Here is a 19,984-nt window from a genome sequence, read left to right as displayed (position 1 = left end):
CAGCGCGCTGGGCTACCTGGCGGCCAGCACCGAAAGGGTTCAACTGGCTTCGGGCATTCTGCAGCTCTACACCCGGACCCCCACGCTCACCGCAATGACCGCAGCCGGACTCGACTACGTCTCCGACGGCCGGTTCACCCTCGGCCTCGGCGCCTCCGGCCCGCAGGTGATCGAAGGTTTCCACGGGGTGCCCTACGACGCCCCGATTGCCCGCACCCGCGAAGTCATCGACATCTGCCGTCTGGTGTGGCGCCGCGAGTACCTGCAGTATCAGGGCAAGCACTACCAGATCCCACTGCCCGCTGAGCAGGGCACCGGACTGGGCAAACCGCTCAAGTTGATCAATCATCCTGTCCGGGAGCGCATTCCGATCTTGGTGGCGGCGCTCGGGCCGAAGAATGTGGAGCTGGCCGCCGAGGTCGCCGAGGGCTGGCAACCAATCTTCTATCTGCCGGAGAAGGCTCAGGACGTGTGGGGCTCGGCTCTGGCCGCTGGCCGGGCCAAGCGCGACCCCGCACTGGGCGAACTCGAGGTATACGCGGGCCCCGCCTTGGCTATCGGCGAGAACGCGGAGCCACTAAGAGAATTCGTCAAACCAAACCTTGCGCTCTACATCGGGGGCATGGGCGCAAAAGGTAAGAATTTCTATCACACCTTGGCGACTGGATACGGATACGGCCCGCAAGCCGACCGCATTCAAGAGCTTTACCTGGCTGGCGATAAGGCGGGTGCGGCCAAGGTGGTGCCCGACGAACTGGTGCGAGACATCTCGCTAATCGGCACACCGGAGTTCGTCAAGGAACGGGTGGCAGCGTTCCGGGCGGCCGGTGTTACCACCTTGACGGTGACACCTCTTGCGGCGACGCCGGCTGAGAGGATCAAGCTCATCGAAACCCTGCGGCAGCTGGTGGACTAACTGGCCAGCTGCGCTCACCTGCTCAGCACCGCCGCCGCAGACGGTAATGGCAGGGTGGAAGGCTGACACCATGCTGGACATGCGCAGCGGCCAGCATCGAGGCTTGCTATGGGTGGCCTTCGGCCCGTATCGGCGGGACTTACGGCCCTGCCGGTGGTGTGACACCGCGGGGCACCATCGAAGCTACCGCGGACCAAAGGAGCGGATCGTGAAGCCAGAAAAAGTGAATGGATACGCCCGCGGTCGTGGTCGTAACGGTCAGCGATCCCTTGCCGCGGCGGAGGGCGTGTTGGTTGCTTTGCGCCATTGCAGCCTCGATGAGGCGTTCGTCGATATCGTGGAAACGGCCAAACGACACAATGTGGCCCCCATGGAGTTGGCGGATGCGCTCGTCGCAATCGCCGAGAACAATGGAACCCATCACCTCGACGATGCGGTGGTCTCGGCGGCTGATCGAGCCTGGGGCGAATTGGTGAGCAAATCCGCCCACGACCCGAGTCGCGAGCAAAAGCGACACATCTGACGACCGCCCTAACGCGTGGGAGATCCCCATGGTTACGTCAATTTCGGATGACGGCACCATCGATTCCCGACCAGGTGCGGCCTAGCCATCCCGTCAAGCGCCTCGGCCAGTGACGGCGGCCGCCGCTCGTATTGTCGCCAGCTTGGCCGTGTATGCCGGCGGCGATTCGCCAGGATCAACGCCAGGTTGCCGGCGACGAGCGAGGCGAAGGCGACCGAATGCACGACGTCATCGGGACGGTTACCCAGCACCGCCCACAGGTGCAGCCTCGCGAGGCCACGCCAGACCCGCTGATGGCCGAAATCCCTGGTTGGTAGGGACTTCGGTCCCTAGCAGCCAGCTGCAGGCACGGCGAGACTGAACTAGGAATTCGAGCCGCTGAAGCATGAAGACGACTGCGAGGAATATCGCAAGGTCGGCGAGCAGCCCAAGCGATACCGATCGCACACGATCGCAAGTGAGCTGTTGGAGGGAACACAGCATGAACCGCGAAGTGTCTAAGTTTCTCTCGGGATCGTTTGCGGCGCTGGCCTACGTCCACGCCGCGTATGCCGTGGCAACATCTCGAGGCCTCATCAACGAACCAGTCTTCCTGGGTAGACGGTGGAGCGTCGGATACATGTGGACGGAGGCCGGGCTCTACTTAGCGGTGAGCCTGACACTGGGGTATTTTGGCTGGGTCACCAAACCTCAAGAGCAGCAGCAAAAGTCGACGAATATTGCAACCGACGGTCAACGCGGGCGACCTGTGTGGGCGGGTGAACAACCTCAGCCCGTATCTCGTTGAATGTCGCACCATTTGGGGTCGGCTCGGTTGCTGCTCGACCGGCTACGCGACGATCGCAGCCGCCGCGTGGTTCTCGTATCGCACTGCCTGCTGAACGAAAACACGCGTTATGCGGGGGGCGCTACCCGGCCCGGGGCCGTGGTCGAGATTGTCGATGAACTCATCGCCGCCGGCTACGGCATCCATCAGCTGCCGTGCCCCGAGCGGCTGGCCTGGGGTGGCGTGCTCAAACGCCACAGCCTGCGGCTATACCACTCCAAGGGTGGACCGCTTTATCCAGCGCGCGGCGTTCTGCTCAGTGCGTTCGTCTGGTGGACCAAGATCGTTTACTACCGTCTCGCGCGGCAGGTCGCACGTGATATAGCCGATTATCAACGGTCGGGCATCACAGTGGCTGGCATCGTCGGGATTGGCGCCTCGCCATCCTGTGGGGTGTTCACCACCCTTGATCTACGCGCCTCGCTGGATGTGGTGGCAGCGTGTCCTGCGGCGGCTTTGTCTCGAGAAGTCATGAATGAGCAGGCCGTTTTGGCCTGCCGTCGCTCGGGCGAGGGCTTATTCATCAAGGCACTCGACCGGGTATTGAAGCGCCGCCGACTCGCCGTGCCGGTATTCGAGCATGACCTTGCCGCGGAGCTGTGCGGGAAGCGGCAGGCAGTACTCGCAACAGGCCCGCCGCGAACGTTGGGCACTGTGCGGCCGGCCTCAGACAACAGCGACGGGATGCCGGTCTTCGGTTAGCAATCGTAAGTGCCGGTGACCAAGCATGCGTCAGCGCTGTGCTGACGGCGTGGGCGCGGGCTTCATTTCCAGATAGCTTTTCACTTTGAACCGGTCGAAGGCACGTCGTCGACGAGGGTTCAGCCGCGGCGCGGCAGTCGCGGCGTCGATGATCTGCGGTGCGACGGCCTCATACGTTTCGCCGTGCACTCGGATAGTCGCTTGACCGGCGGCCAACACATTCCGAAGCCAATCGGTGTGTGTGCCATAGGGCAGCGGGATGATGAAGCCGTCGCTAGCTTGTTCCGCAACCACGGGCGTGGCGTACTTCTTGCCGCTGTGACGCCCGACGTGTTCGATGACTGCCGCGTACCAGTGCTTGCGGCCGGCCATACGCATCATCGCTGGATTGAGCAGGTGTTTGTTGAACACTCGCACGGTATCAAGGACCGCCATGATGAGCCTTCTTCCCGGCGGGTAGGTATGCCAACCACCGGCGCGTGAAATACCCTCGCGCAGTTGGATCTTCAGACTTGCCCATGCTAAACCTCGCGGGTGCGAGGTCCTAGGGTCCTTTGTCCCTGCGACCTTAGAAAGCAAGTGGGTGTCCGCGCGGCACCCTGGTGCTCGAGCCGGCCAAGCGCTGTCGGTGGGACCTTTGGCGCAGTCTTGAGGACGTTCGACCTCTCGTCGCGCGGTTGGCTTGTGTGCGATGGTGGCGGCGATCGTATCGATTATCCGGCGGTGGGTGGCGGATATGGTCGGTGACTCTGGTGGCGTGACGGTGCTGCTCGGGGGTGACGTCATGCTCGGGCGGGGCGTCGATCAAATCCTGCCCCACCCGGGTGAACCCGAATTACGCGAGGCCTACATGCGTGATGCGCGGGGATATGTTCGCCTGGCCGAGCACGCGAACGGGCCGATTCCACGCCCCGCGGAGTGGAACTGGCCCTGGGGCGATGTGCTGGAGGTCCTCCACGACGCCACCCCTGACGTTCGCTTAATCAATTTAGAGACCACGATCACCGCTGATGGCCAGTTCGCCGACCGCAAGCCGGTCTGCTATCGGATGCATCCGGATAACCTGCCCGCACTGACGGCGTTACAGCCAGACGTATGCGCCTTGGCGAACAACCACATTCTCGATTTCGGTTATCAGGGGCTGACCGACACAATCGCGGCTCTTGAACGGGAGGGGATCCAAGGCAGCGGAGCCGGCGCCGAACTACTCACTGCCCGCCGCCCGGCAGCGGTACTGGTGCACGATGAGCACCGAGTGATCGTCGGTTCGATGGCGATGATGTCCAGCGGAGTCCCCGAATCCTGGGCAGCACACCGCGATCGGCCGGGGGTTTGGTTGATCCGAGACCCATCGGAACAACAGGCCGCCGACGACGTAGCGGCTCAGGTGCTGGCACACAAGCACGACGGCGATATCACAATCGTTTCGGTGCACTGGGGATCGAACTGGGGCCATGCGATCGCGTCAAGCGACGTTGCGTTCGCACACCAACTTATCGACGCCGGCATCGACATCGTCCACGGCCACTCCTCGCACCACCCCCGGCCGATCGAGATATACCGCGGCAAACCGATCCTGTATGGCTGCGGCGACGTCATCGACGACTACGAGGGCATCGGCGGGCACGAATCTTTCCGCAGCGACCTCAGACTGCTGTATATCGCTTCCGTGGATACCGCCAAGGGACAACTCATCTCACTCCGGATGCTTCCGCTGCGGGTGCGGCGCATGCGACTCCAGCGTGCCTGCCAGGCTGACGCCGAATGGCTTCGTAACTCCATCGAACACATCAGCCGCCAATTCGGGATTCATGTCAACGCTAGACCCGACGACTTACTCGAGGTCACGTCCCGGCTTTAGCCTGCACTGAGTCCGTGGCCGCTGACTCAGCAAGAGCGTCGTTGAACGCCTTGCTCGGCCGCATCACCGCCGTAGTCTTCTCGGCGTCCGGCGCATAGTAACCGCCGATGTCCGCCTCTGCGCCCTGTACTTCGGCAAGTTCGGCGACGATAGTGTCTTCGTTCTTGAGCAGCGCATCGGCCAGTGCGGTGAAGTGATCTCGCAACTGCTGGTCTTCGTTCTGCGCGGCGAGTTCTTGCGCCCAGTACATGGCGAGATAGAACTGACTGCCTCGGTTGTCCAGCTCACCGGTCTTGCGTGACGGGCTTTTGTTGTTGTCGAGGAGCTTTCCTATCGCGGCATCCAGCGTCTTGCCCAAGATCTTGGCCTTCTTGTTGCCCGTCTTGGCGCCCATATCTTCCATGCTGGCGCCTAGGGCAAGGAACTCGCCCAGCGAATCCCAACGCAGGTGATTTTCCTCCACCAGTTGGTGGACGTGCTTAGGCGCCGAACCGCCGGCCCCCGTTTCGTACATTCCGCCCCCGGCCATGAGCGGAACGATGGACAACATCTTGGCGCTGGTACCTAGCTCCAGAATTGGGAACAGGTCGGTGAGGTAGTCGCGCAGGATATTGCCGGTCGCGGCGATGGTGTCCAGCCCGCGGATCAGGCGCTCCAGGGTGTATCGCATGGCGCGCACCTGCGACATGATCTGGATGTCGAGGCCGTTGGTGTAGTGGTCCTGCAGATAGAGCTTGACCTTTTTGATCAGCTCGTTCTCGTGCGGACGGTAGGGGTCCAGCCAGAACAGCACCGGCATGCCGGAGTTGCGGGCACGAGTGACGGCCAGCTTGACCCAGTCGCGGATCGCCGCGTCGGTGACGGTGCACATCCGCCAGATATCGCCGCTTTCCACGTTCTGCGTCAACAGCAGTTCGCCGCTGTCGAGGTCCACGATGTTGGCAACGCCGTCTTCGGGAATCTCGAACGTCTTGTCGTGCGAGCCGTACTCCTCGGCCTTTTGCGCCATCAAGCCGACGTTAGGCACGGTGCCCATGGTTCTCGGATCAAAGGCGCCGTTGGTCTTGCAGAAGTTGATGAGCTCCTGATAGATGCGGGAAAAGGTGGACTCCGGCATCACAGCCTTGGTGTCTTTGGGCCGCCCGTCGGCGCCCCACATCTTGCCACCGGCCCGGATCATCGCCGGCATCGACGCGTCCACGATCACGTCGCTGGGCGAATGGAAGTTTGAGATGCCCTTGGCCGAATCCACCATGGCCAGCTCGGGGCGGTGTTCGTGGCAGGCGTGCAGGTCCCGGATGATCTCGTCGTGCAGCGACGCGGGCAGCGACTCAATCTTGCTGTAGAGGTCCACCAAACCGTTGTTGACGTTGACGCCCAGCTCGTCGAACAACTCCTGGTGCTTGGCAAAGGCATCTTTGTAGAAGGTCCGCACCGCGTGGCCGAAGACGATGGGGTGCGAAATCTTCATCATCGTCGCCTTGACGTGCAGCGAGAACATCACGCCGGTCTTGCGCGCATCCTCCATCTGCTCCTCGTAGAACTCGCACAACGCCTTCTTGCTCATAAACATGCTGTCGATGATCTCGCCCTCGCCCAACGACACCTTGGGCTTGAGCAGCAGCGTCTCGCCCCGCTTGGTCACCAGTTCCATCTTCACGTCGCGCGGCCGGTCCAAGGTCATTGACTTTTCGCCGTGGTAGAAGTCGCCGTGCTTCATGGTCGCCGCATGGGTGCGCGAGGCCATCGACCACTCACCCATGCTGTGGGGATGCTTGCGCGCGTATTCCTTGACCGCTTTGGGTGCGCGACGGTCGGAGTTGCCCTCCCGCAGCACGGGGTTCACCGCGCTGCCGAGGCATTTGGCATAGCGGTTGCGAAGCTCTTTTTCTTCGTCGGTCTTGGGATCTGCCGGATAGTCCGGCAGTTTGAAACCTTTGCCTTGCAATTCTTTGATGGCGGACACCAGCTGCGGCACCGAGGCGCTGATGTTCGGCAGCTTGATGATGTTGGTGTCCGGTAGCTGCGTCAGCCGGCCCAACTCGGCCAGGGCATCCGGGACGCGCTGTTCCTCGGTCAGGTAATCGGGAAACTCGGCAAGGATGCGGGTCGCCAGGGAGATATCACTGGCCTGAATGGTGATTCCCGCGGGCTCGGCGAAGGCGCGCAGAACCGGCAGAAAGGCGTAGGTCGCCAGCAGCGGCGCCTCGTCGGTCAGCGTGTAGATGATGGTCGGCTGCTCGTCGCTCATCCTGTTTCTCCCGGCGTCGCTATTGGTCAGATCTCGAGTGGCTCAGTGTTGTATCGGAGGCTTGCAGTGTCGCGGGCTCCATTCTGCCGAAAATCATTCGGCAAGTGTTCGGTCACTGCCTTGCAAGTTGATGGCGAGCCGGCAACCGTCTCAACAGCCACCTGGGTCGCTGCGCACATCGTTGCTCCTGGCGCCCGAGTGCGCCTGACAAGACAGCTGTTCGCAGCAGTTGCCACCTGGACCTCGCAGCGGGCCGGTACCCGGTCGGGTCGCTGTGGCGCTTGCTCATCGTGCGATCCGCTCGAGCGGCTCCCTGGCCGCGTGCACCCCGGCGCGGCGACCGGCAAAAATGCAGTCGGCTATCGAGAGCCCGCTGACGTAGGAATTGGAGCAGATTCCGATTGCCGTGCGTCCCGCGCTGAACAACCCGGGGATCGGTGCGCCGGATCGGTTGACGACCGCTCCACTGCGCTCATCGACGCGGATACCGCCCAGGGTAAGCATCGGAGTTGGGTTAAGCAGGCTCGGACGCACCGAAATGTTCAGCAGGGTGAACGGCGCCTGGCTGACTCGGCGCACAAATTCCGGGGGCTTTCCGGCCGGGTCCGCTGCGCCGGTGTCGATTGCGTCATTGTGCGCCGCGACGCTGGCCAGCAGGCCGTCAGGATCGATGCCGGCGGCTGCTGCGACCTCGCGCAGTGTCGGCGCCTTAATCGAGTCGGCCAACATCAACGCCGCGACCTGCGCGCGCTGAAACCACAATGTCTGTGTCATCAGCTGACGCCGCGCCTCCCGCAGCAACGCGGCATCGGCGAGAATCCACGCTTCACCCCCATGGTGTCGCATCATGGCCTGGCCCACAGCTGCCCCGTAGCGGCTTTCGTCGATGATGCGTTGCCCTCGGCGATCGACGATGAGTGCGCTGAGGAATGCACTCGGCGGGGTGATGAAGCGCCATGCTGAGACGTTGTCCATCCGGTCGGTGACTGCTCCGACGCTCTGCGCCAACGCGATACCGCTGCCATCGTCACCGCTGGTACCCAGTTGAAGGCCGCCCACGTACTGGGGCGCGAAGCGTTGCACCCATTCGGTATTTGCGATGAAGCCTCCGGCGCAGACGATCACGGCGCGGCGCGCATGGATCTGAACCGGCCTGGCGTAGCGCTGCTCGAGATTCCGCAGGCGCCGCTCCATGAGGCGGCGAAGCGGCGGGTAGTAAATGCCGGGTTTCGCTGAGAGCTGCGCCAGCGTCGCGTACACCCGGCGGATGCGCGCCGGCGCGTGGTGCATCGTCAGGGCTTGCACGCCAGTCACTCGTCCGGAGGAATCCTGGAACAGCTTGGTGGCTGTTGTCTGGGGCCAAAACCGAACACCGAGGGCGACGGCAGCTTCAGCTAAGGGCGCATACAGCATCTTGCCTGAGGTGCCCTTCCCCTTCACTCGATGGCCACGTTGGACGGGCGGGGTGCGGCAGCGGAACTCGCCGGCGTTTTCGCTGCCCGAGTAATAAAGGTAATAGCGATTATTCGGAAACGACGTCTTGTAGGGACACAGTGTGGAGTCGAACGGCACTCCGTACTCGCTCAGCCAGTCGATCATTTGCGGGCTACTGCGCACGAATGATTCCAGGGTTTTCGGGCTGACGGCATCCCCGACCTCGAGACGAAGATAAGCCAGCATCTGCTCGAAACTGTCGTGGACACCGGCCTGTTGCTGCACTGTGGTGCCAGCTCCGGCATAGATAATTCCCCCCGATATCGCCGTCGCGCCGCCACCATTGGCCCGGTCTAGTGCGATGACATCGGCACTTTGCTCGCGGGCGGCGATGGCTGCGCACACACCTGCTGCACCGAACCCGATCACCACAACGTCGGCGGATGCGCTCATACCAAATACCCCAATCAGGTGCCGCTCTGTGCGCTGAACTGTAACAGGTTCTAGTTCATGCCCAGTTTGATCGGGCAAGTCGGTTGGGGGCCTCGGTTTGCAGGCCTATTGTGGCCGGATCTACTAATGTGAACCTAGAGCTGTTGCAGTGCAACCTTTTCTAGCAGCCGATCTAACATGGGCTGATATCAGGCGTTCGACGGACGCTCTCGGCGCACCAGGCGCAGCGGAGCCGCACCGATCGGCGATACTGTTCAGTGCTTCATCGGATCGGTCGACTGGTGGCGGGACCGTACGCGACGACGGCGAATCGAGTGGGTGGCACGACCTCGCCGGGAGCGGAGACAAGGACGGTCATCCCGGCCGAGGCCAAAAACTCCACCTTAGGGTCAACGTTGAGAGCCGCGGGGCACGGCCGCCAGCGCAGCGTGAATGGCCCTGGCCAGTTGCGGCGCGGTAAGCATGTCGGCCTCTCCTGAGACGGTTAGCACGACCGCGCTACCTGCCTGGGATTTCTCCACCTCGAAAACTTCAGAGTCAGCGCAACTTCGGGCTATTAGGGCCTGGGGCTTTTGTCTTAGCCCTGCCGATCGCCGATCGCGCGGAAGCTAAAAGGAGGCGCTACGGCGTTTGGATCAATCCGAACCAAGCAAAGCACCTGCCCGCTGTTGGGCGGCCTAGTTCAGTTTCACGTCCTGCATACCGCGGATGAAGGCGGCGCGTCGCGCCCCGCAGTGTCGGCACCAGCGATCGTGGTTCCGCCGCAGCGGGATTGGTTAACGTGGCGACGTCGAGTAACGCTCGGATATCCGCTTTGCCGGTCACCTACTGCGTTTCTGAGCTGTTTCGATAAAGCGCCGCAGGCGCGCCGCCGCGCTCGGCCGGCCGTCGACGCTGACCTCGCCCGGTCCGCCGGCTGGCTACGGCAACCCGTTGTTGCCGTTCTCGCCGAGCAGCGACCCGCCGGTGCCGCCGCTACCGGCTTTGCCCGCGGTGACGCCAGGCCCGCCACCGCGAGTTGGCCCGCGATTGATCCAGCACTGGGGTTGAGCGGGGGTGACTGGCTGGATCAGCGGTGGTGCTGGCTGAAGAACTGCCAAACGGTGTCGGTCGCGTCGAATGCTGTCGACGGTTGGGGAAGGCCCAGCCTTTCTAGCTTGGGGTTGGGCACACCACCCGGCCACTGATGGCCCGCTCCAGCTACCGAGATCAATTCCACGGCGCGTCCGTCCGCGCATTCTGCTGTTTCGGTTGTCACCACCCCAGTAGTGTGCGAGACCGGCGGCGCGCAGCTGTCGATAGCACGCCAGGTGGCGTTCACCGATGGCACCGAAGGACCGTTCACGCGTGGGGCTCCGTTGACTTTCAACGCTTTACCGGGTCCGCCGTCGTAGGGGACATTGTCGTCGGCGGTGCCGTGGATTTGTAGCAGTGACGCCGGCTGTGCTCGTGAGCAGTCGGTCATCAGCGTGCCCGCCACGGGTGCGATAGCAGCGAAAATGCCTGTCTCACAACCCAATCGAAGCGCCATCATGGCCCCATTCGACATGCCGGTCGCATAGATGCGCGTGGGATCGATGGGCATCTGTTGTTCGATGGCACCGACCATGGCGCTGATGAAACCGATGTCGTCGACGTTGGATTGCTGAGGCATGCCGCAGCACGACCCGGCATTCCAAGCGCGGTTAAGACCGTCGGGATAGACGACCAGGAAGTGTCCGTTATCAGCCTTGGCATCCCAGTGATAAGCCCTCTCAGCCTGTGCGCCGGTGCCGTAGCCTCCGTGCATCATCACCACCACGGGGACTGAACCAAAAAGTTCCTGGGGCCGATAGAGATTGAAGGTTCTGCTGACCCCGCCCCACTCGATGGCCTGACTGGACTGACCGACCGGGATCGTCGCTGACCGGGGAGCTCCCACGGCGTGGCCATCAAAACACCCGCCCGCCAACATGACCAGCGTGCCCAGCACAAGCACGTGAAAGACATTGCGGGCCCGGGCGCGTCCAGCGGTCATCACCTCATGATGGTGACACTCACTCCCAAGATTGACAAGTAGCTTGCCAATTCTGCCACTAGTGGCACACTTTTCAGTCGTGCGACGTCTTCTGGATACCGAGTGGGAACCTACGGTGCCGGCTCTGGTGCAATTGGTGGCGGCAACCGGGGGCCCCCGATTACGGGCGGCCTTCACTGCGGCCGGCCTCGACGGATTGACCCCTGCGCATTCGGTGTTGCTCCTACCCCTGGCTACCGGGGGGTTGTATGCCTCGGATCTGGCTGATCGACTCGGCGTAAGCCGGCAGGCAGTGGCCCAAGCAGTGTCCGCGTTGGAACGACACACCTACGTGACTCGCGTGCCCAGCCCCGTCGATGCCCGGGTTCGGATCATCGAGCTGACACCGCGCGGTCGCCAGGCGCTACGCGTGATGCGTCGCAATGCAATTCATGTGGAAAAGCGCTGGGAACAGATACTTGGGCAGCGCCGACTTGGTGAACTGCGCAAGACGTTGCGGCTGTTGCTGGCCGACGAGCCCGACTAACCGCCTACCGCGCGGCGTGCACTTTGAACGGATGCCTGTGGCGCCGCCGCCCCCCACCCAGTGGGAGTCGCGCCGCCGCCAGCAACCGAGCAGCCACCAATGCGGTGAGCATGTCTGCGACGCAGGCAAGTCTGTCGTCTTTGAGGCCCCACTGCACCGCAGCCAAAATCGTGGCCCCAGCCACGCACAGCAGCATGCCAATCACCGCGCCACGCCACACTGTTGTAATGGCAGGTACGCCATCCCAGCTAGGCAGTGGATTGTTCTCCAGCGGGCGCAACGCAATGAACAACACCGCCATCACGCCGACCGTAATGAAGAATTGCTCAATGCTGATCGTGAGGAAACCTTGTTGGCCGGGTTGGCGACGACCGGAGGTGTCGAAGAGCAGATGAACGCGTGGCAGCACGGGCATATGCCAGAGGTACAAGGTCATGGCGCCGGAGTCGCCAATTGCGGTCAGCCACCACACGCGCGGCCGCTGAGCCCATCGAGCGATCCTGGGTGCAGCGGCGATTGCCAACGCGCTCAAAATGATTGGGTGACCGGCTAACAGCAGCGACGGCGGGCTCATGTTGGGCAGCCGTTGGCCTTCGATACCGACCAGACTTAGCTCGTAGGGTTTCCAACGCAGCAGCGCAATGTTGGTGACAAATAGTGAAACCGACGTAACTACTGTGCTCATCAGAGTTGTCCTGCCGGGAGCATCGCCGATCGATGCGCGGGTTGGCCTTTTTGGTTCTACTCGTCATGTTTGGGTAGGGCTACCGGGAGCTTGTGTATCTGAGGACGGGTGGGCTAACTGGGCCCGACGCCGTCGGCTCGGGGGCGACCGGCGTGCCCGTACAGCACACCGCCGCTTCACAACGTCGGGGACTGTTGGGTCAGGGCCAAAAAGAGGTAGCCGATGCACAGCAGGAAGTTCAACGCGACGATTGCCAAGCCGACCGAGATCACTGCGCGCCGGCAACGGCGCTGTAGCCGCTGTAGTTGAGCAAGCCGCTGCTCATGGTTGAACTGCATGGCGATCAAAGCGAAACTGACACTCGTCAGTTCATCGTCTGAGACGGGCAATCCGGCCAGCATCTCCCGAAGGCGTGCCGGTGGGATCTCGACGCCCACCCGAGCGAAGCGCCGGCTTAAGCGTCGCGCCTGCCTGCGACCGAAAAAGTGATCGCGCATCGGCAGCTGATGCGAGAGTCTGCGTCGTTCGTCGCCCCACGGGTTCGACGGGGTCGTCACAAGCCGAAATTCTATTCCTCTTCGTTTGCGCTTCGATGCCGCCGCGCCAATCTTCTTGCCGAAGGCTGTCAGCACCCAGCTAGGTGCGCGTTGCCGCGATCGACAACAGGTCGGCGAGCCTATCTGGCCGGTCCAACATCGAGAAGGTCCGGGCGCGCTCGATCACCTCAAGCCGCGCGTTCGGAATGGTCGCGGCCAAGCGTTCGCCGTCCTCGAGGTTTCTGGCGATCCCGAGGTGTGGCAGCTGATCTTGCTGGACGCGCCTGCTGTGCTGGCCTGGGCCGGCTTGCGCGAGGTCGCCCAGCGGTACAGCCTGGGTATGACCGAGTAGTTGCTCACCGAGGCCATCCGCGCGGGCCAACTTGTTCCTCAACCGGTGCGACCGCTGGCGACGGTGCTGATCGGGGCACTCGACGAGGCCGCCATGGCCATCGCCACCGCCGACGACCAAGAGCAGGCCCGCCTAGAGATTGGACAGGTACTAACCGGCTCATCGAAGGCATGCTGGGCGACTAGGTGTGGAGCGCGTTTCAGTGACGAGCCGTTGGCCCGCGAATTTGTTATCACCGCCGATGCCCAGCGGCCCCCACATCGTGATCACCCTCCTGACGGCTTTCGTTGAGCGCCGTGTCGGGTAAAGGTAATCGCGGTGACGGTCGCTTACTCGGTGACCCGAGTTGCGGGTAGTGCTGTCTCAGCTCGTCGAGGTAGTGCGGGGATTCCTGCACTGCCACGTCGAGAAAACAATGCACACTTGGTGATTGATTGGAGCTGCGCCAGGCCAAGGCCAGTGGGCGGTGGGGCAGCGGGCCGTGCAGCGGGATAAAGCGCACACCTCTTCGACTGAGATTAATGAATGATGTTGGCAGCAAAGCGCTCCCGGCTCCAGATGCCACCAGGGCCAGGACGGTTTGGATCCGCGGCACTTCGTCGACGATCGGCGGTTCAATATTGTGCAACCGAAAGAGCTCAACGACGTCAGCGTAGGTGGTGGCTGCTGCGCTACGCGTCCACAGGACCATCGGCTGATCTGCCAGAAGTGACGGGGCGATGCGCTGCAGCTCAGCGAGCGGGTTGTCCGCACATACGACCACGGCCAGCGGGTCGTCGATCAGGGTTTGGATGGTCAGTGCTGGGTCATCAACCGGGCCACGCAAGAATCCGATGTCGATGCGGTGCTCGAGCAGGTGGGCCAGTTGGTCAGTGGTGTCCATCTCGGTGAGTTCGAGCTTGACGTTGGGATAGCGGCGGCGATGCGCACGCATGACGTGCGCCAGAATGCCGTCCACCGCTGCCTGCAGTGCTGCGATATGAAGGTGACCGAGCTGGCCAATGGCGGCCCTGCGTGCCGCCGCGAATGCCCGCTCGGCGTGCGTGAGCGCCATTTTAGCCTCGGCGAACAGGGCGTTGCCTGCGTCGGTGAGTTCGATCGGACGCCGAGACCGATCGATGAGGTCCACTCCCAGTTGGCGTTCCAGCTTTTGAATCTGCTGACTCAGCGGTGGTTGGGCGATATGCAGTCGCTCTGCCGCCCGACCAAAGTGTCGTTCCTCGGCCACGGTCACGAAGTAGCGGAGCAAGCGCAGCTCCGGATCTCTCATATACGGAATATATAACGTCTGTCTGAATATGTCTTGGACACAGAAGACGGAGCCGGCCTACGGTTATGCCAACGGTGACCAGATCCCCCGGATCCCCCCAGGAAGGCAACCATATGACCGCTGTGATTGCTGACGACCTCGACTTGGTCGAGCATTACTTCGACCAACCCTGGAGCGACGGGCTGCCCGTGGTTCCGCCGACTCCGGAGCGCGTCGGCGCCATGCTGGAGGCGTTGGGCAGGGACCCCCAGGAACTGGTCGCGCGCATCCCGCCGCGGTGGGGCAGCCTGACCCGTGAACTCCTCGCCGTCAACATGGTCATGGCCGGGTGCAAACCCGAATACGCACCCGTCGTGCGGGCGGCCATTCTCGCCTTGACTGACACTCGGTTCAATCTCAACGGGATTCAGGCCACGACTCACGTCGTCTCGCCGCTGATCGTGGTTAACGGGCCGATAGCGCGCCAGATCGGAATGAACTCTGGCGGCAATGTATTCGGTTCGGGCAACCGCGCCAACGCCACCATTGGGCGCGCGGTTCGGCTCATCATGCTTACCGTCGGCGGCGGCATTCCAGGCGAACTTGACAAGAGCACCCTGGGCCACCCGGGCAAGTACACATTCTGCATCGCCGAGAATGAAGAGGCCAGCCCCTGGGCGCCCTATCATGTTGAGCACGGCTACGCGCCGGAAGACAGTACGGTACTTGTCATCGGAGCCGAAGCCCCGCACAGCGTCACCAATCACATCTCCGATGACCCCGAAGGGATCTTGGACTCCATTGCCTCGGCGATGAGCACCGTCGCCCACAACAATGCAGTACTCGGCGGCTCCTGCACCGTGGTAATAGGTGTGGAGCACGCGCACACCATCGGTTCTTTCGGCTGGACCCGCGACGACGTCCGTCGCTACCTGTGGCTCAACGGCACCAACGACTGGGACGACGTGAGCTACCACAACCACTACGCGCCGCCGGGAGGGCGCACCTACAACCGCAACCTCCCGAAGTGGTATCCACGCGAGTCAGGCAGGCGGCTGCCGATCGTGTTCACTCCCGACGACATTCACCTGTTTGTCGCCGGTGGATCCGCCGGCCGCTTCTCGGCGTTCCTGCCGGGGTGGAGCACCGCAACGACGCCGGTGTTGCGGGCCGTCGAAGACCGCGTCGCCGGCTCCGTCGGAAGCGGCCGCGACCTCGAGTGCTCTGACGGCTCCTGCCGCCTTTGAGCCCCGACTGAATACAACGAGGGAGAAATTCGATGACCGATCTTGTCTATGATCCGCGCGGCGTTATCGAGGTGGATGCCATTCCCCTGGCCCCTCGGCCGAGCAGGGCCGTGGGGTTACGCCTGGGCGTGCTGAGCAATACCAAATGGAATGCGGCAAAGTTGTTGCGTGCCACGGTGCGTCAGTTGGGCAACCACGCACTCACTTTCGCCGCGATCAACTACTACGACAAGCACCACTTTTCCTCGGATGCCAGTACCGAACTGATCGGTCAGATCGCCGCGGAAAACGACATGGCATTGACCGCGATCGGCGACTGCGGCTCATGTTGCTCGGCGTGTGTCAACGACGCGGTGCGCCTGGAATCCGCAGGGCTGCCCACGGTTGTCATCGTGACAACGGAGTTCGAGCACGAGGCCCGCCTGCAGCGTGAGTCGCGCGGGATGGCCGGCCTGCAACCCGCCGTCACAACGCATCCGATCAGTAGTCTGACCCTCGATCAATTGGAGTCGCGCGCCGACGAGATCACCTCCCAAGCCCTTCGGATCTGGTTCGGTGCGGCCGCTTTATCACGCGGGAACGGTAAGCCGGCAGCGGTGTTCGGGCCGATCGGCACGTGATGAATGACACTGCTCCACCACCGCTTTCGACGCTGCTGGTAGCCGACTTCTCCCGGGTGCTAGCTGGGCCGTTCTGCACGATGACTCTCGGTGATCTGGGCGCGGAGATCGTCAAGGTCGAACGGCCAGGCGGCGACGACACCCGAGGATGGGGCCCTCCGTTCGTCGGTGATCAAAGCGCCTATTACCTAGGCGTCAACCGCAATAAGCGCAGCATCGTGCTCGACTTGCGCGTCGCCGAGGACCTGGGCGTGGCCAGGTCCCTTGCCGCACGCGCTGATGTGCTGGTGGAGAATTTCCGCCCAGGCGTCATGGAACAGTTCAGCTTGGATGAGCCCACACTCCGTAAGGCCAACCCGGCGCTGGTGTACTGCAGCATCACCGCGTTCGGCGCTGCAGCCGGAGCCGATCTGGCCGGCTACGACTTGCTGGTACAGGCGCTGGGTGGGCTGATGAGTATCACCGGACCGGATCCCGAGCACCCGATCAAGGCCGGGGTGGCTCTAGTGGATGTCCTGGCGGGCCTGTTCGCTACCGTCGGTATCCTGGCGGCGCTGCGCGAGCGTGACCGGTCCGGGCGAGGCCAACATGTCCAAGTCAACTTGATGTCGGCACTACTGTCTGCGCTGGCCAATCAGTCCGCCAGTTATGTTCTGACCGGCGAGATCCCGGATGCGATGGGCAACGGACACGCCAGCATCGTCCCTTACGACACCTACGCGACTGGCGACGGGATGATCGTGCTGGCGGTGGGCAACGACAAGCATTTTGCCCAACTTTGCGACGTGTTGGGCACCTCCGACCTGGCGCGAGATCAACGATTCCTGACCAACGAACGCCGGGTTCAAAACCGGAAGCTGTTGCAGGAGAGACTGGAACGCGCGTTAGCGCCCAACTCGGCCGCTTACTGGACCAGGATCATGCACACGCTGGGAGTTCCAGCCGGCACCGTCAACAACATCGCTGAAGCATTCGCCCTTGCCGACGAGTTGTGCTTGCACCCGATCCGCAACACCGAGGACGGCGACAAACTCGGCCGCCAGGTGGCCAGCCCGATAAATTTCTCCGCCACACCGGTGACCTACCGCCTCAGGGCACCGCGGTTGGGCGAACACGGCGCCGACATCCGCAACTGGCTCACCAAGCTCAAGCAACGACGCGAGACCGCGTGACAGCCGAAGGTCCGTGTTCGCTTGGCGCGTCCCAGGTTGGGTTTACGCCGGTAGGCTGCCCTGTGCGCGCGGCGGGGCACAGTCCCTACGGATTTCTGAGGAATACGTCGTTGAGGGTGACGGTGCGAAGGCTTCGCGCTCGGATTATCTCGACGAGTTGCGGATAGACGTGAGTGACCGGCAGGTGATTGAGGTGTCCGATAACGATCGCCTGAGGAGTGAAGTACTGGTCCGCCATCTTCACGATGTAGTCCTCGGTGATCAACGTCGAATCTGACAGCGAACCCGACCACAGCACCGGGACCGTGTAGCCGAGGTCGGCAGCCACTGCGTCAACTGCGGCATCGTGCTTCGCATACGGAGGCCGCCAATATGGCTTCGCGCCAATGCCGTAGGTTTTCTTCAAGAAACTGTCGTTGCGGGTGAGCTGTTGCGCGATCTCACTTTTCGTCAAGGTCGTCAAATCCGGATGCGACCAGGTGTGATTACCGAGTTGGATCTGGCCAGAGTCGACAAGTGGCCGAAGCAGCACCAGATTGTCGGTCCAGGAGTCGTAAGTGCCGTTGACGAAGAACGTCAGCCGCACGCCGGTGTCTTTGGCGAATTGCGTATAGGCGCGCACCACTTCACTGTTGACGCCATCATCGACGGTGAGCGCAAGCAAATCGCCCTTGCCGGGAAGCTGGGTTAGCACCCCGCCGCCCGGCAATCGGATGCGCGCACTCGTGGGTGGCGGCGGCAACAAGCCGGCGACGGTCGGGCCGGAGGGTGCCGCGCCAGACGCCGGTGTCGTCTGGGCAAAGGTCCGCGGTTGCGGGTCGACCATGCACCGCGCCGCCCCGACCCCGACGACAGTGGCAGCGGCGAGCGACCCGAGGAAGCGGCGCCGATTCAGCTCTGACATTCGACGGTCGCAATCGGCCATTCCTGCAGTGGGGCAGATGAGGGTGCAGGCTTGCCCGCATCCGGGATGCCCGTGCCGCAAGAGGAAGCCACCACAGCAGCGAACCGTACCATCACCAGGGCCGATATGCCGCGTTGAGCGCGCGAGAGTCCGCCGTTTGTGCCGGTTGACCGCAATCGTTACAGGGCCCCAGCAACGGCGACTGGGTTCGGATCATCAAATCGAGGTCACCTGCGCGGCAGCAACGTCCTACGGCGGGCGCCGGATGACGACGCGGTTCTCACACGCGCGGAAGGACCTCATCGACCAGCAGCTGCAAAGTAGCCCAGCCTTCGTCGATCGGAAGCCCACCAATGAGCGGATTCACGACGACTTCTTTTCTGCCGCGACGGATTTGGCCAAGTAACTGGGCGGGGGTGAGGATCTCGACATTGTTGAGGCCGCGCAGCTCTTGAACTGAGGCGGCAGGAATTTCATTGGGGCGCGGAACGCGGGCCTGCTTCCAGGAGCTGTATTCGGCGGCTTCGTTCATGATGAATCCGCCATAGCGGGCCCAAGCTTGATCAGGGTCGGCGTGCACGAGGGTGACTGTGCTGCCGTTTTCAGGATGGTAAACGAAGCCCTGCTTGCCTTGGCTGCGCAGCTCCCGCTCATACAATTCGGCCAGCTCGGGCATGGCCATCGGCGGTGAGAACGGCAGTCCGAAGCGCGCAGCTCGCCGGGCGGCCGCGGCGGTCATGCCGCCGACGAAAACAATGGGATGTGGGCGCGTGTGTGGTTTCGGCGTGACGTTGATCAGTGCGCCGTCATATTCGAACGGCTCGTCACGCCACGCCGTGAGTAGCACCGACAGACAGTGATCCATTAGGGCACCGCGCTGTGACCAGTCCTTACGCGCCGCGTGGTATTCCTCAGGCCGGTAACCCATTCCGGCAACAAGGCTGAAGCGGCCCAGGGCTAGGTTGTCCAACACGGCGATATCCTCGGCGAGCCGAATCGGATCGTACAGCGGCACGATGAGGGCATTGATGCTGATGCGCAGCCGGCGCGTTCGGCCGGCGATCGCGGCGGCCAGAATCAGCGGCGACGGAAGCCAGCCTGTCGCGGCCAAATGATGTTCCTCACCGCTCACCGCGGTGAAGCCGTGACTATCGGCGTACTCCGCCATGTCCAGCGCGGCTTGGTAGCGACCGGTGTGACGGGCCGCAGGATCGGCAATATTGGTCATGTTGAGCCGCAATGCGGTGAGCAAGCTCATCTACTGCCCGCCGGATGTCCGATTGACTCCTGCGAAGAGCGTTCCCCGGATCAGTTTCTTCGCCGACCTCAGCGTGGCCTCGTAGCCTTCCGGCGGCAGACTTGCCGCCTGCTCCGACAACCCACGCGTCAAAGCGCAGATGGCTTCCACCGCCGCGGTCGCATCGGTGGCCGCGGAAAACATTCCTTGTTCGCGGGCGTCTTCGACGATCTCGCTGACGACGTCGCGCAGGGCCTTGGAGCCGGGGTACTTTGGGCCTTCGGGCGCCGACCGGGCATAACTTTCGACGCGGATTGCCCGCAGGAAGGCGGCTAGGTGCGGGTAATCGTGCATTAATTGCTTTGACTCGTCGAGCACCGCAGCGAGTCGGTCGACAACGTCGTCGTGCTGCGCTGCTGCGTTGCGAAGCCGCGGCAACACGATCTCCTCGATCTCCTGGCCGGTGGCCTTGA

19 protein-coding genes and 4 pseudogenes are annotated in these 19,984 nt (G+C 62.8%); 11 read left to right on the top strand and 12 right to left on the bottom strand.

Going from position 1 to position 19,984, the window contains the following annotated elements; all coding sequences use genetic code 11:
* The 5 genes from F0Q45_RS16095 to F0Q45_RS16080 form a co-directional block, all read left to right on the top strand.
* Positions 1 to 916 (top strand): LLM class F420-dependent oxidoreductase (locus F0Q45_RS16095; protein ID WP_149654886.1); only part of this gene is annotated, 916 nt, incomplete at its 5' end.
* A 208-nt stretch (positions 917 to 1,124) separates the two neighbouring features.
* The gene (locus F0Q45_RS16090) at positions 1,125 to 1,439 is read left to right on the top strand and encodes an ANTAR domain-containing protein (protein ID WP_262491033.1); all 315 of its coding nucleotides are present in this window, start codon (positions 1,125 to 1,127) and stop codon (positions 1,437 to 1,439) included.
* A gap of 152 nt (positions 1,440 to 1,591) precedes the next feature.
* Positions 1,592 to 1,756 carry a hypothetical protein gene (locus F0Q45_RS27800; RefSeq protein ID WP_188112983.1) on the top strand — a complete coding sequence of 55 codons (165 nt, stop codon included), beginning with the start codon at positions 1,592 to 1,594 and terminating at the stop codon, positions 1,754 to 1,756.
* A gap of 164 nt (positions 1,757 to 1,920) precedes the next feature.
* Positions 1,921 to 2,226 (top strand): hypothetical protein, encoded by a 306-nt coding sequence (locus tag F0Q45_RS16085; RefSeq protein WP_262491032.1) that lies wholly within the window; start codon positions 1,921 to 1,923, stop codon positions 2,224 to 2,226.
* On the top strand, positions 2,227 to 2,967 hold the full coding sequence (locus F0Q45_RS16080; RefSeq protein ID WP_149654884.1) for a DUF523 domain-containing protein: 741 nt from the start codon (positions 2,227 to 2,229) through the stop codon (positions 2,965 to 2,967). It begins immediately after the preceding gene.
* A gap of 30 nt (positions 2,968 to 2,997) precedes the next feature.
* On the opposite strand, the gene F0Q45_RS16075 is transcribed toward F0Q45_RS16080, so the two are convergent.
* On the bottom strand, positions 2,998 to 3,402 hold the full coding sequence (locus tag F0Q45_RS16075; protein ID WP_149654883.1) for a nitroreductase family deazaflavin-dependent oxidoreductase: 405 nt from the start codon (positions 3,400 to 3,402) through the stop codon (positions 2,998 to 3,000).
* Between the two features lie 301 nt (positions 3,403 to 3,703).
* On the opposite strand from F0Q45_RS16075, the gene F0Q45_RS16070 reads away from it, so the two are divergent.
* Positions 3,704 to 4,828, top strand: a complete 1,125-nt coding sequence (locus F0Q45_RS16070; protein WP_149654887.1) for a CapA family protein — start codon at positions 3,704 to 3,706, stop codon at positions 4,826 to 4,828.
* Here the strand turns inward: F0Q45_RS16070 and F0Q45_RS16065 are convergent.
* The 4 genes and pseudogenes from F0Q45_RS16065 to F0Q45_RS16050 all read right to left on the bottom strand — a co-directional run bounded on the left by F0Q45_RS16065 (position 4,812) and on the right by F0Q45_RS16050 (position 10,983).
* Positions 4,812 to 7,079: an NADP-dependent isocitrate dehydrogenase gene (locus tag F0Q45_RS16065; RefSeq protein WP_149654882.1), complete on the bottom strand. Its 2,268-nt coding sequence runs from the start codon at positions 7,077 to 7,079 to the stop codon at positions 4,812 to 4,814. The two genes, F0Q45_RS16070 and F0Q45_RS16065, sit on opposite strands and share 17 nt — an antisense overlap.
* 285 nt (positions 7,080 to 7,364) lie before the next feature.
* Complete coding sequence (locus F0Q45_RS16060; protein WP_149654881.1) at positions 7,365 to 8,966, bottom strand: FAD-binding protein; 1,602 nt, start codon at positions 8,964 to 8,966, stop codon at positions 7,365 to 7,367.
* Between the two features lie 265 nt (positions 8,967 to 9,231).
* Positions 9,232 to 9,523: pseudogene (locus F0Q45_RS29375) on the bottom strand (anti-anti-sigma factor); the annotation flags it as partial.
* A gap of 512 nt (positions 9,524 to 10,035) precedes the next feature.
* Positions 10,036 to 10,983, bottom strand: a complete 948-nt coding sequence (locus F0Q45_RS16050; RefSeq protein ID WP_149654880.1) for an extracellular catalytic domain type 1 short-chain-length polyhydroxyalkanoate depolymerase — start codon at positions 10,981 to 10,983, stop codon at positions 10,036 to 10,038.
* A gap of 79 nt (positions 10,984 to 11,062) precedes the next feature.
* Between F0Q45_RS16050 and F0Q45_RS16045 the strand changes: the two genes are divergently transcribed.
* The gene (locus F0Q45_RS16045; RefSeq protein WP_149654879.1) at positions 11,063 to 11,509 is read left to right on the top strand and encodes a MarR family winged helix-turn-helix transcriptional regulator; all 447 of its coding nucleotides are present in this window, start codon (positions 11,063 to 11,065) and stop codon (positions 11,507 to 11,509) included.
* Positions 11,510 to 11,513: 4 nt separating this feature from the next.
* On the opposite strand, the pseudogene F0Q45_RS16040 reads toward F0Q45_RS16045, so the two are convergent.
* The 3 genes and pseudogenes from F0Q45_RS16040 to F0Q45_RS16030 all read right to left on the bottom strand — a co-directional run.
* A pseudogene (locus F0Q45_RS16040) lies at positions 11,514 to 12,191 on the bottom strand (acyltransferase family protein); the annotation flags it as partial.
* Positions 12,192 to 12,370: 179 nt separating this feature from the next.
* Positions 12,371 to 12,751, bottom strand: coding sequence for a hypothetical protein (locus F0Q45_RS16035; RefSeq protein WP_149654878.1), 381 nt, complete (start codon positions 12,749 to 12,751; stop codon positions 12,371 to 12,373).
* Between the two features lie 79 nt (positions 12,752 to 12,830).
* A pseudogene (locus tag F0Q45_RS16030) lies at positions 12,831 to 12,968 on the bottom strand (alpha/beta fold hydrolase); the annotation flags it as partial.
* On the opposite strand from F0Q45_RS16030, the pseudogene F0Q45_RS16025 reads away from it, so the two are divergent.
* Positions 12,957 to 13,267, top strand: a pseudogene (locus F0Q45_RS16025) (TetR/AcrR family transcriptional regulator); the annotation flags it as partial. The pseudogenes F0Q45_RS16030 and F0Q45_RS16025 overlap by 12 nt on opposite strands.
* A 47-nt stretch (positions 13,268 to 13,314) precedes the next feature.
* On the opposite strand, the gene F0Q45_RS16020 reads toward F0Q45_RS16025, so the two are convergent.
* Positions 13,315 to 14,352, bottom strand: a complete 1,038-nt coding sequence (locus tag F0Q45_RS16020) for a LysR family transcriptional regulator (protein WP_149654877.1) — start codon at positions 14,350 to 14,352, stop codon at positions 13,315 to 13,317.
* Between the two features lie 113 nt (positions 14,353 to 14,465).
* Between F0Q45_RS16020 and F0Q45_RS16015 the strand changes: the two genes are divergently transcribed.
* From F0Q45_RS16015 to F0Q45_RS16005, 3 genes are read left to right on the top strand one after another with little or no spacing between them, the layout of a single operon-like run.
* Entirely contained in the window at positions 14,466 to 15,578 is a 1,113-nt protein-coding gene (locus F0Q45_RS16015) for a hypothetical protein (protein WP_223163913.1), read from the top strand.
* Positions 15,579 to 15,610: 32 nt separating this feature from the next.
* A complete protein-coding gene (locus F0Q45_RS16010) occupies positions 15,611 to 16,198 on the top strand; it encodes a UGSC family (seleno)protein (protein ID WP_188112982.1) in 588 nt (195 codons plus the stop codon).
* Positions 16,198 to 17,370, top strand: coding sequence for a CaiB/BaiF CoA transferase family protein (locus tag F0Q45_RS16005; protein ID WP_149654876.1), 1,173 nt, complete (start codon positions 16,198 to 16,200; stop codon positions 17,368 to 17,370). The genes F0Q45_RS16010 and F0Q45_RS16005 overlap by 1 nt, the downstream gene beginning before the upstream one ends.
* An 85-nt stretch (positions 17,371 to 17,455) precedes the next feature.
* Here F0Q45_RS16005 and F0Q45_RS16000 read toward each other — a convergent pair whose 3' ends face one another.
* The 3 genes from F0Q45_RS16000 to F0Q45_RS15990 all read right to left on the bottom strand — a co-directional run.
* Positions 17,456 to 18,265, bottom strand: coding sequence for a polysaccharide deacetylase family protein (locus F0Q45_RS16000; RefSeq protein WP_188112984.1), 810 nt, complete (start codon positions 18,263 to 18,265; stop codon positions 17,456 to 17,458).
* A 289-nt stretch (positions 18,266 to 18,554) separates the two neighbouring features.
* Positions 18,555 to 19,532 (bottom strand): LLM class flavin-dependent oxidoreductase, encoded by a 978-nt coding sequence (locus F0Q45_RS15995; protein ID WP_149654874.1) that lies wholly within the window; start codon positions 19,530 to 19,532, stop codon positions 18,555 to 18,557.
* A partial coding sequence (locus F0Q45_RS15990; protein ID WP_149654873.1) for a TetR/AcrR family transcriptional regulator occupies positions 19,533 to 19,984 on the bottom strand: 452 nt, incomplete at its 5' end. It abuts the gene before it with no gap.

Origin of the sequence: Mycobacterium simiae, from assembly GCF_008370645.1 — a bacterium.
Classification (GTDB): Bacteria; Actinomycetota; Actinomycetes; order Mycobacteriales; family Mycobacteriaceae; genus Mycobacterium; species Mycobacterium simiae_A.
This window is presented reverse-complemented; position numbering and strand designations above follow the sequence as displayed.

Coding starts and splice junctions, on each gene's coding strand:
- F0Q45_RS27800 (WP_188112983.1), top strand. CDS start 1,592: ATGCCGGCGGCGATTCGCCAGGATCAACGCCAGGTTGCCGGCGACGAG.
- F0Q45_RS16085 (WP_262491032.1), top strand. CDS start 1,921: ATGAACCGCGAAGTGTCTAAGTTTCTCTCGGGATCGTTTGCGGCGCTG.
- F0Q45_RS16080 (WP_149654884.1), top strand. CDS start 2,227: ATGTCGCACCATTTGGGGTCGGCTCGGTTGCTGCTCGACCGGCTACGC.
- F0Q45_RS16075 (WP_149654883.1), bottom strand. CDS start 3,402: ATGGCGGTCCTTGATACCGTGCGAGTGTTCAACAAACACCTGCTCAAT.
- F0Q45_RS16070 (WP_149654887.1), top strand. CDS start 3,704: ATGGTCGGTGACTCTGGTGGCGTGACGGTGCTGCTCGGGGGTGACGTC.
- F0Q45_RS16065 (WP_149654882.1), bottom strand. CDS start 7,079: ATGAGCGACGAGCAGCCGACCATCATCTACACGCTGACCGACGAGGCG.
- F0Q45_RS16060 (WP_149654881.1), bottom strand. CDS start 8,966: ATGAGCGCATCCGCCGACGTTGTGGTGATCGGGTTCGGTGCAGCAGGT.
- F0Q45_RS16050 (WP_149654880.1), bottom strand. CDS start 10,983: ATGACCGCTGGACGCGCCCGGGCCCGCAATGTCTTTCACGTGCTTGTG.
- F0Q45_RS16020 (WP_149654877.1), bottom strand. CDS start 14,352: ATGAGAGATCCGGAGCTGCGCTTGCTCCGCTACTTCGTGACCGTGGCC.
- F0Q45_RS16015 (WP_223163913.1), top strand. CDS start 14,466: ATGACCGCTGTGATTGCTGACGACCTCGACTTGGTCGAGCATTACTTC.
- F0Q45_RS16010 (WP_188112982.1), top strand. CDS start 15,611: ATGACCGATCTTGTCTATGATCCGCGCGGCGTTATCGAGGTGGATGCC.
- F0Q45_RS16005 (WP_149654876.1), top strand. CDS start 16,198: ATGAATGACACTGCTCCACCACCGCTTTCGACGCTGCTGGTAGCCGAC.
- F0Q45_RS15995 (WP_149654874.1), bottom strand. CDS start 19,532: ATGAGCTTGCTCACCGCATTGCGGCTCAACATGACCAATATTGCCGAT.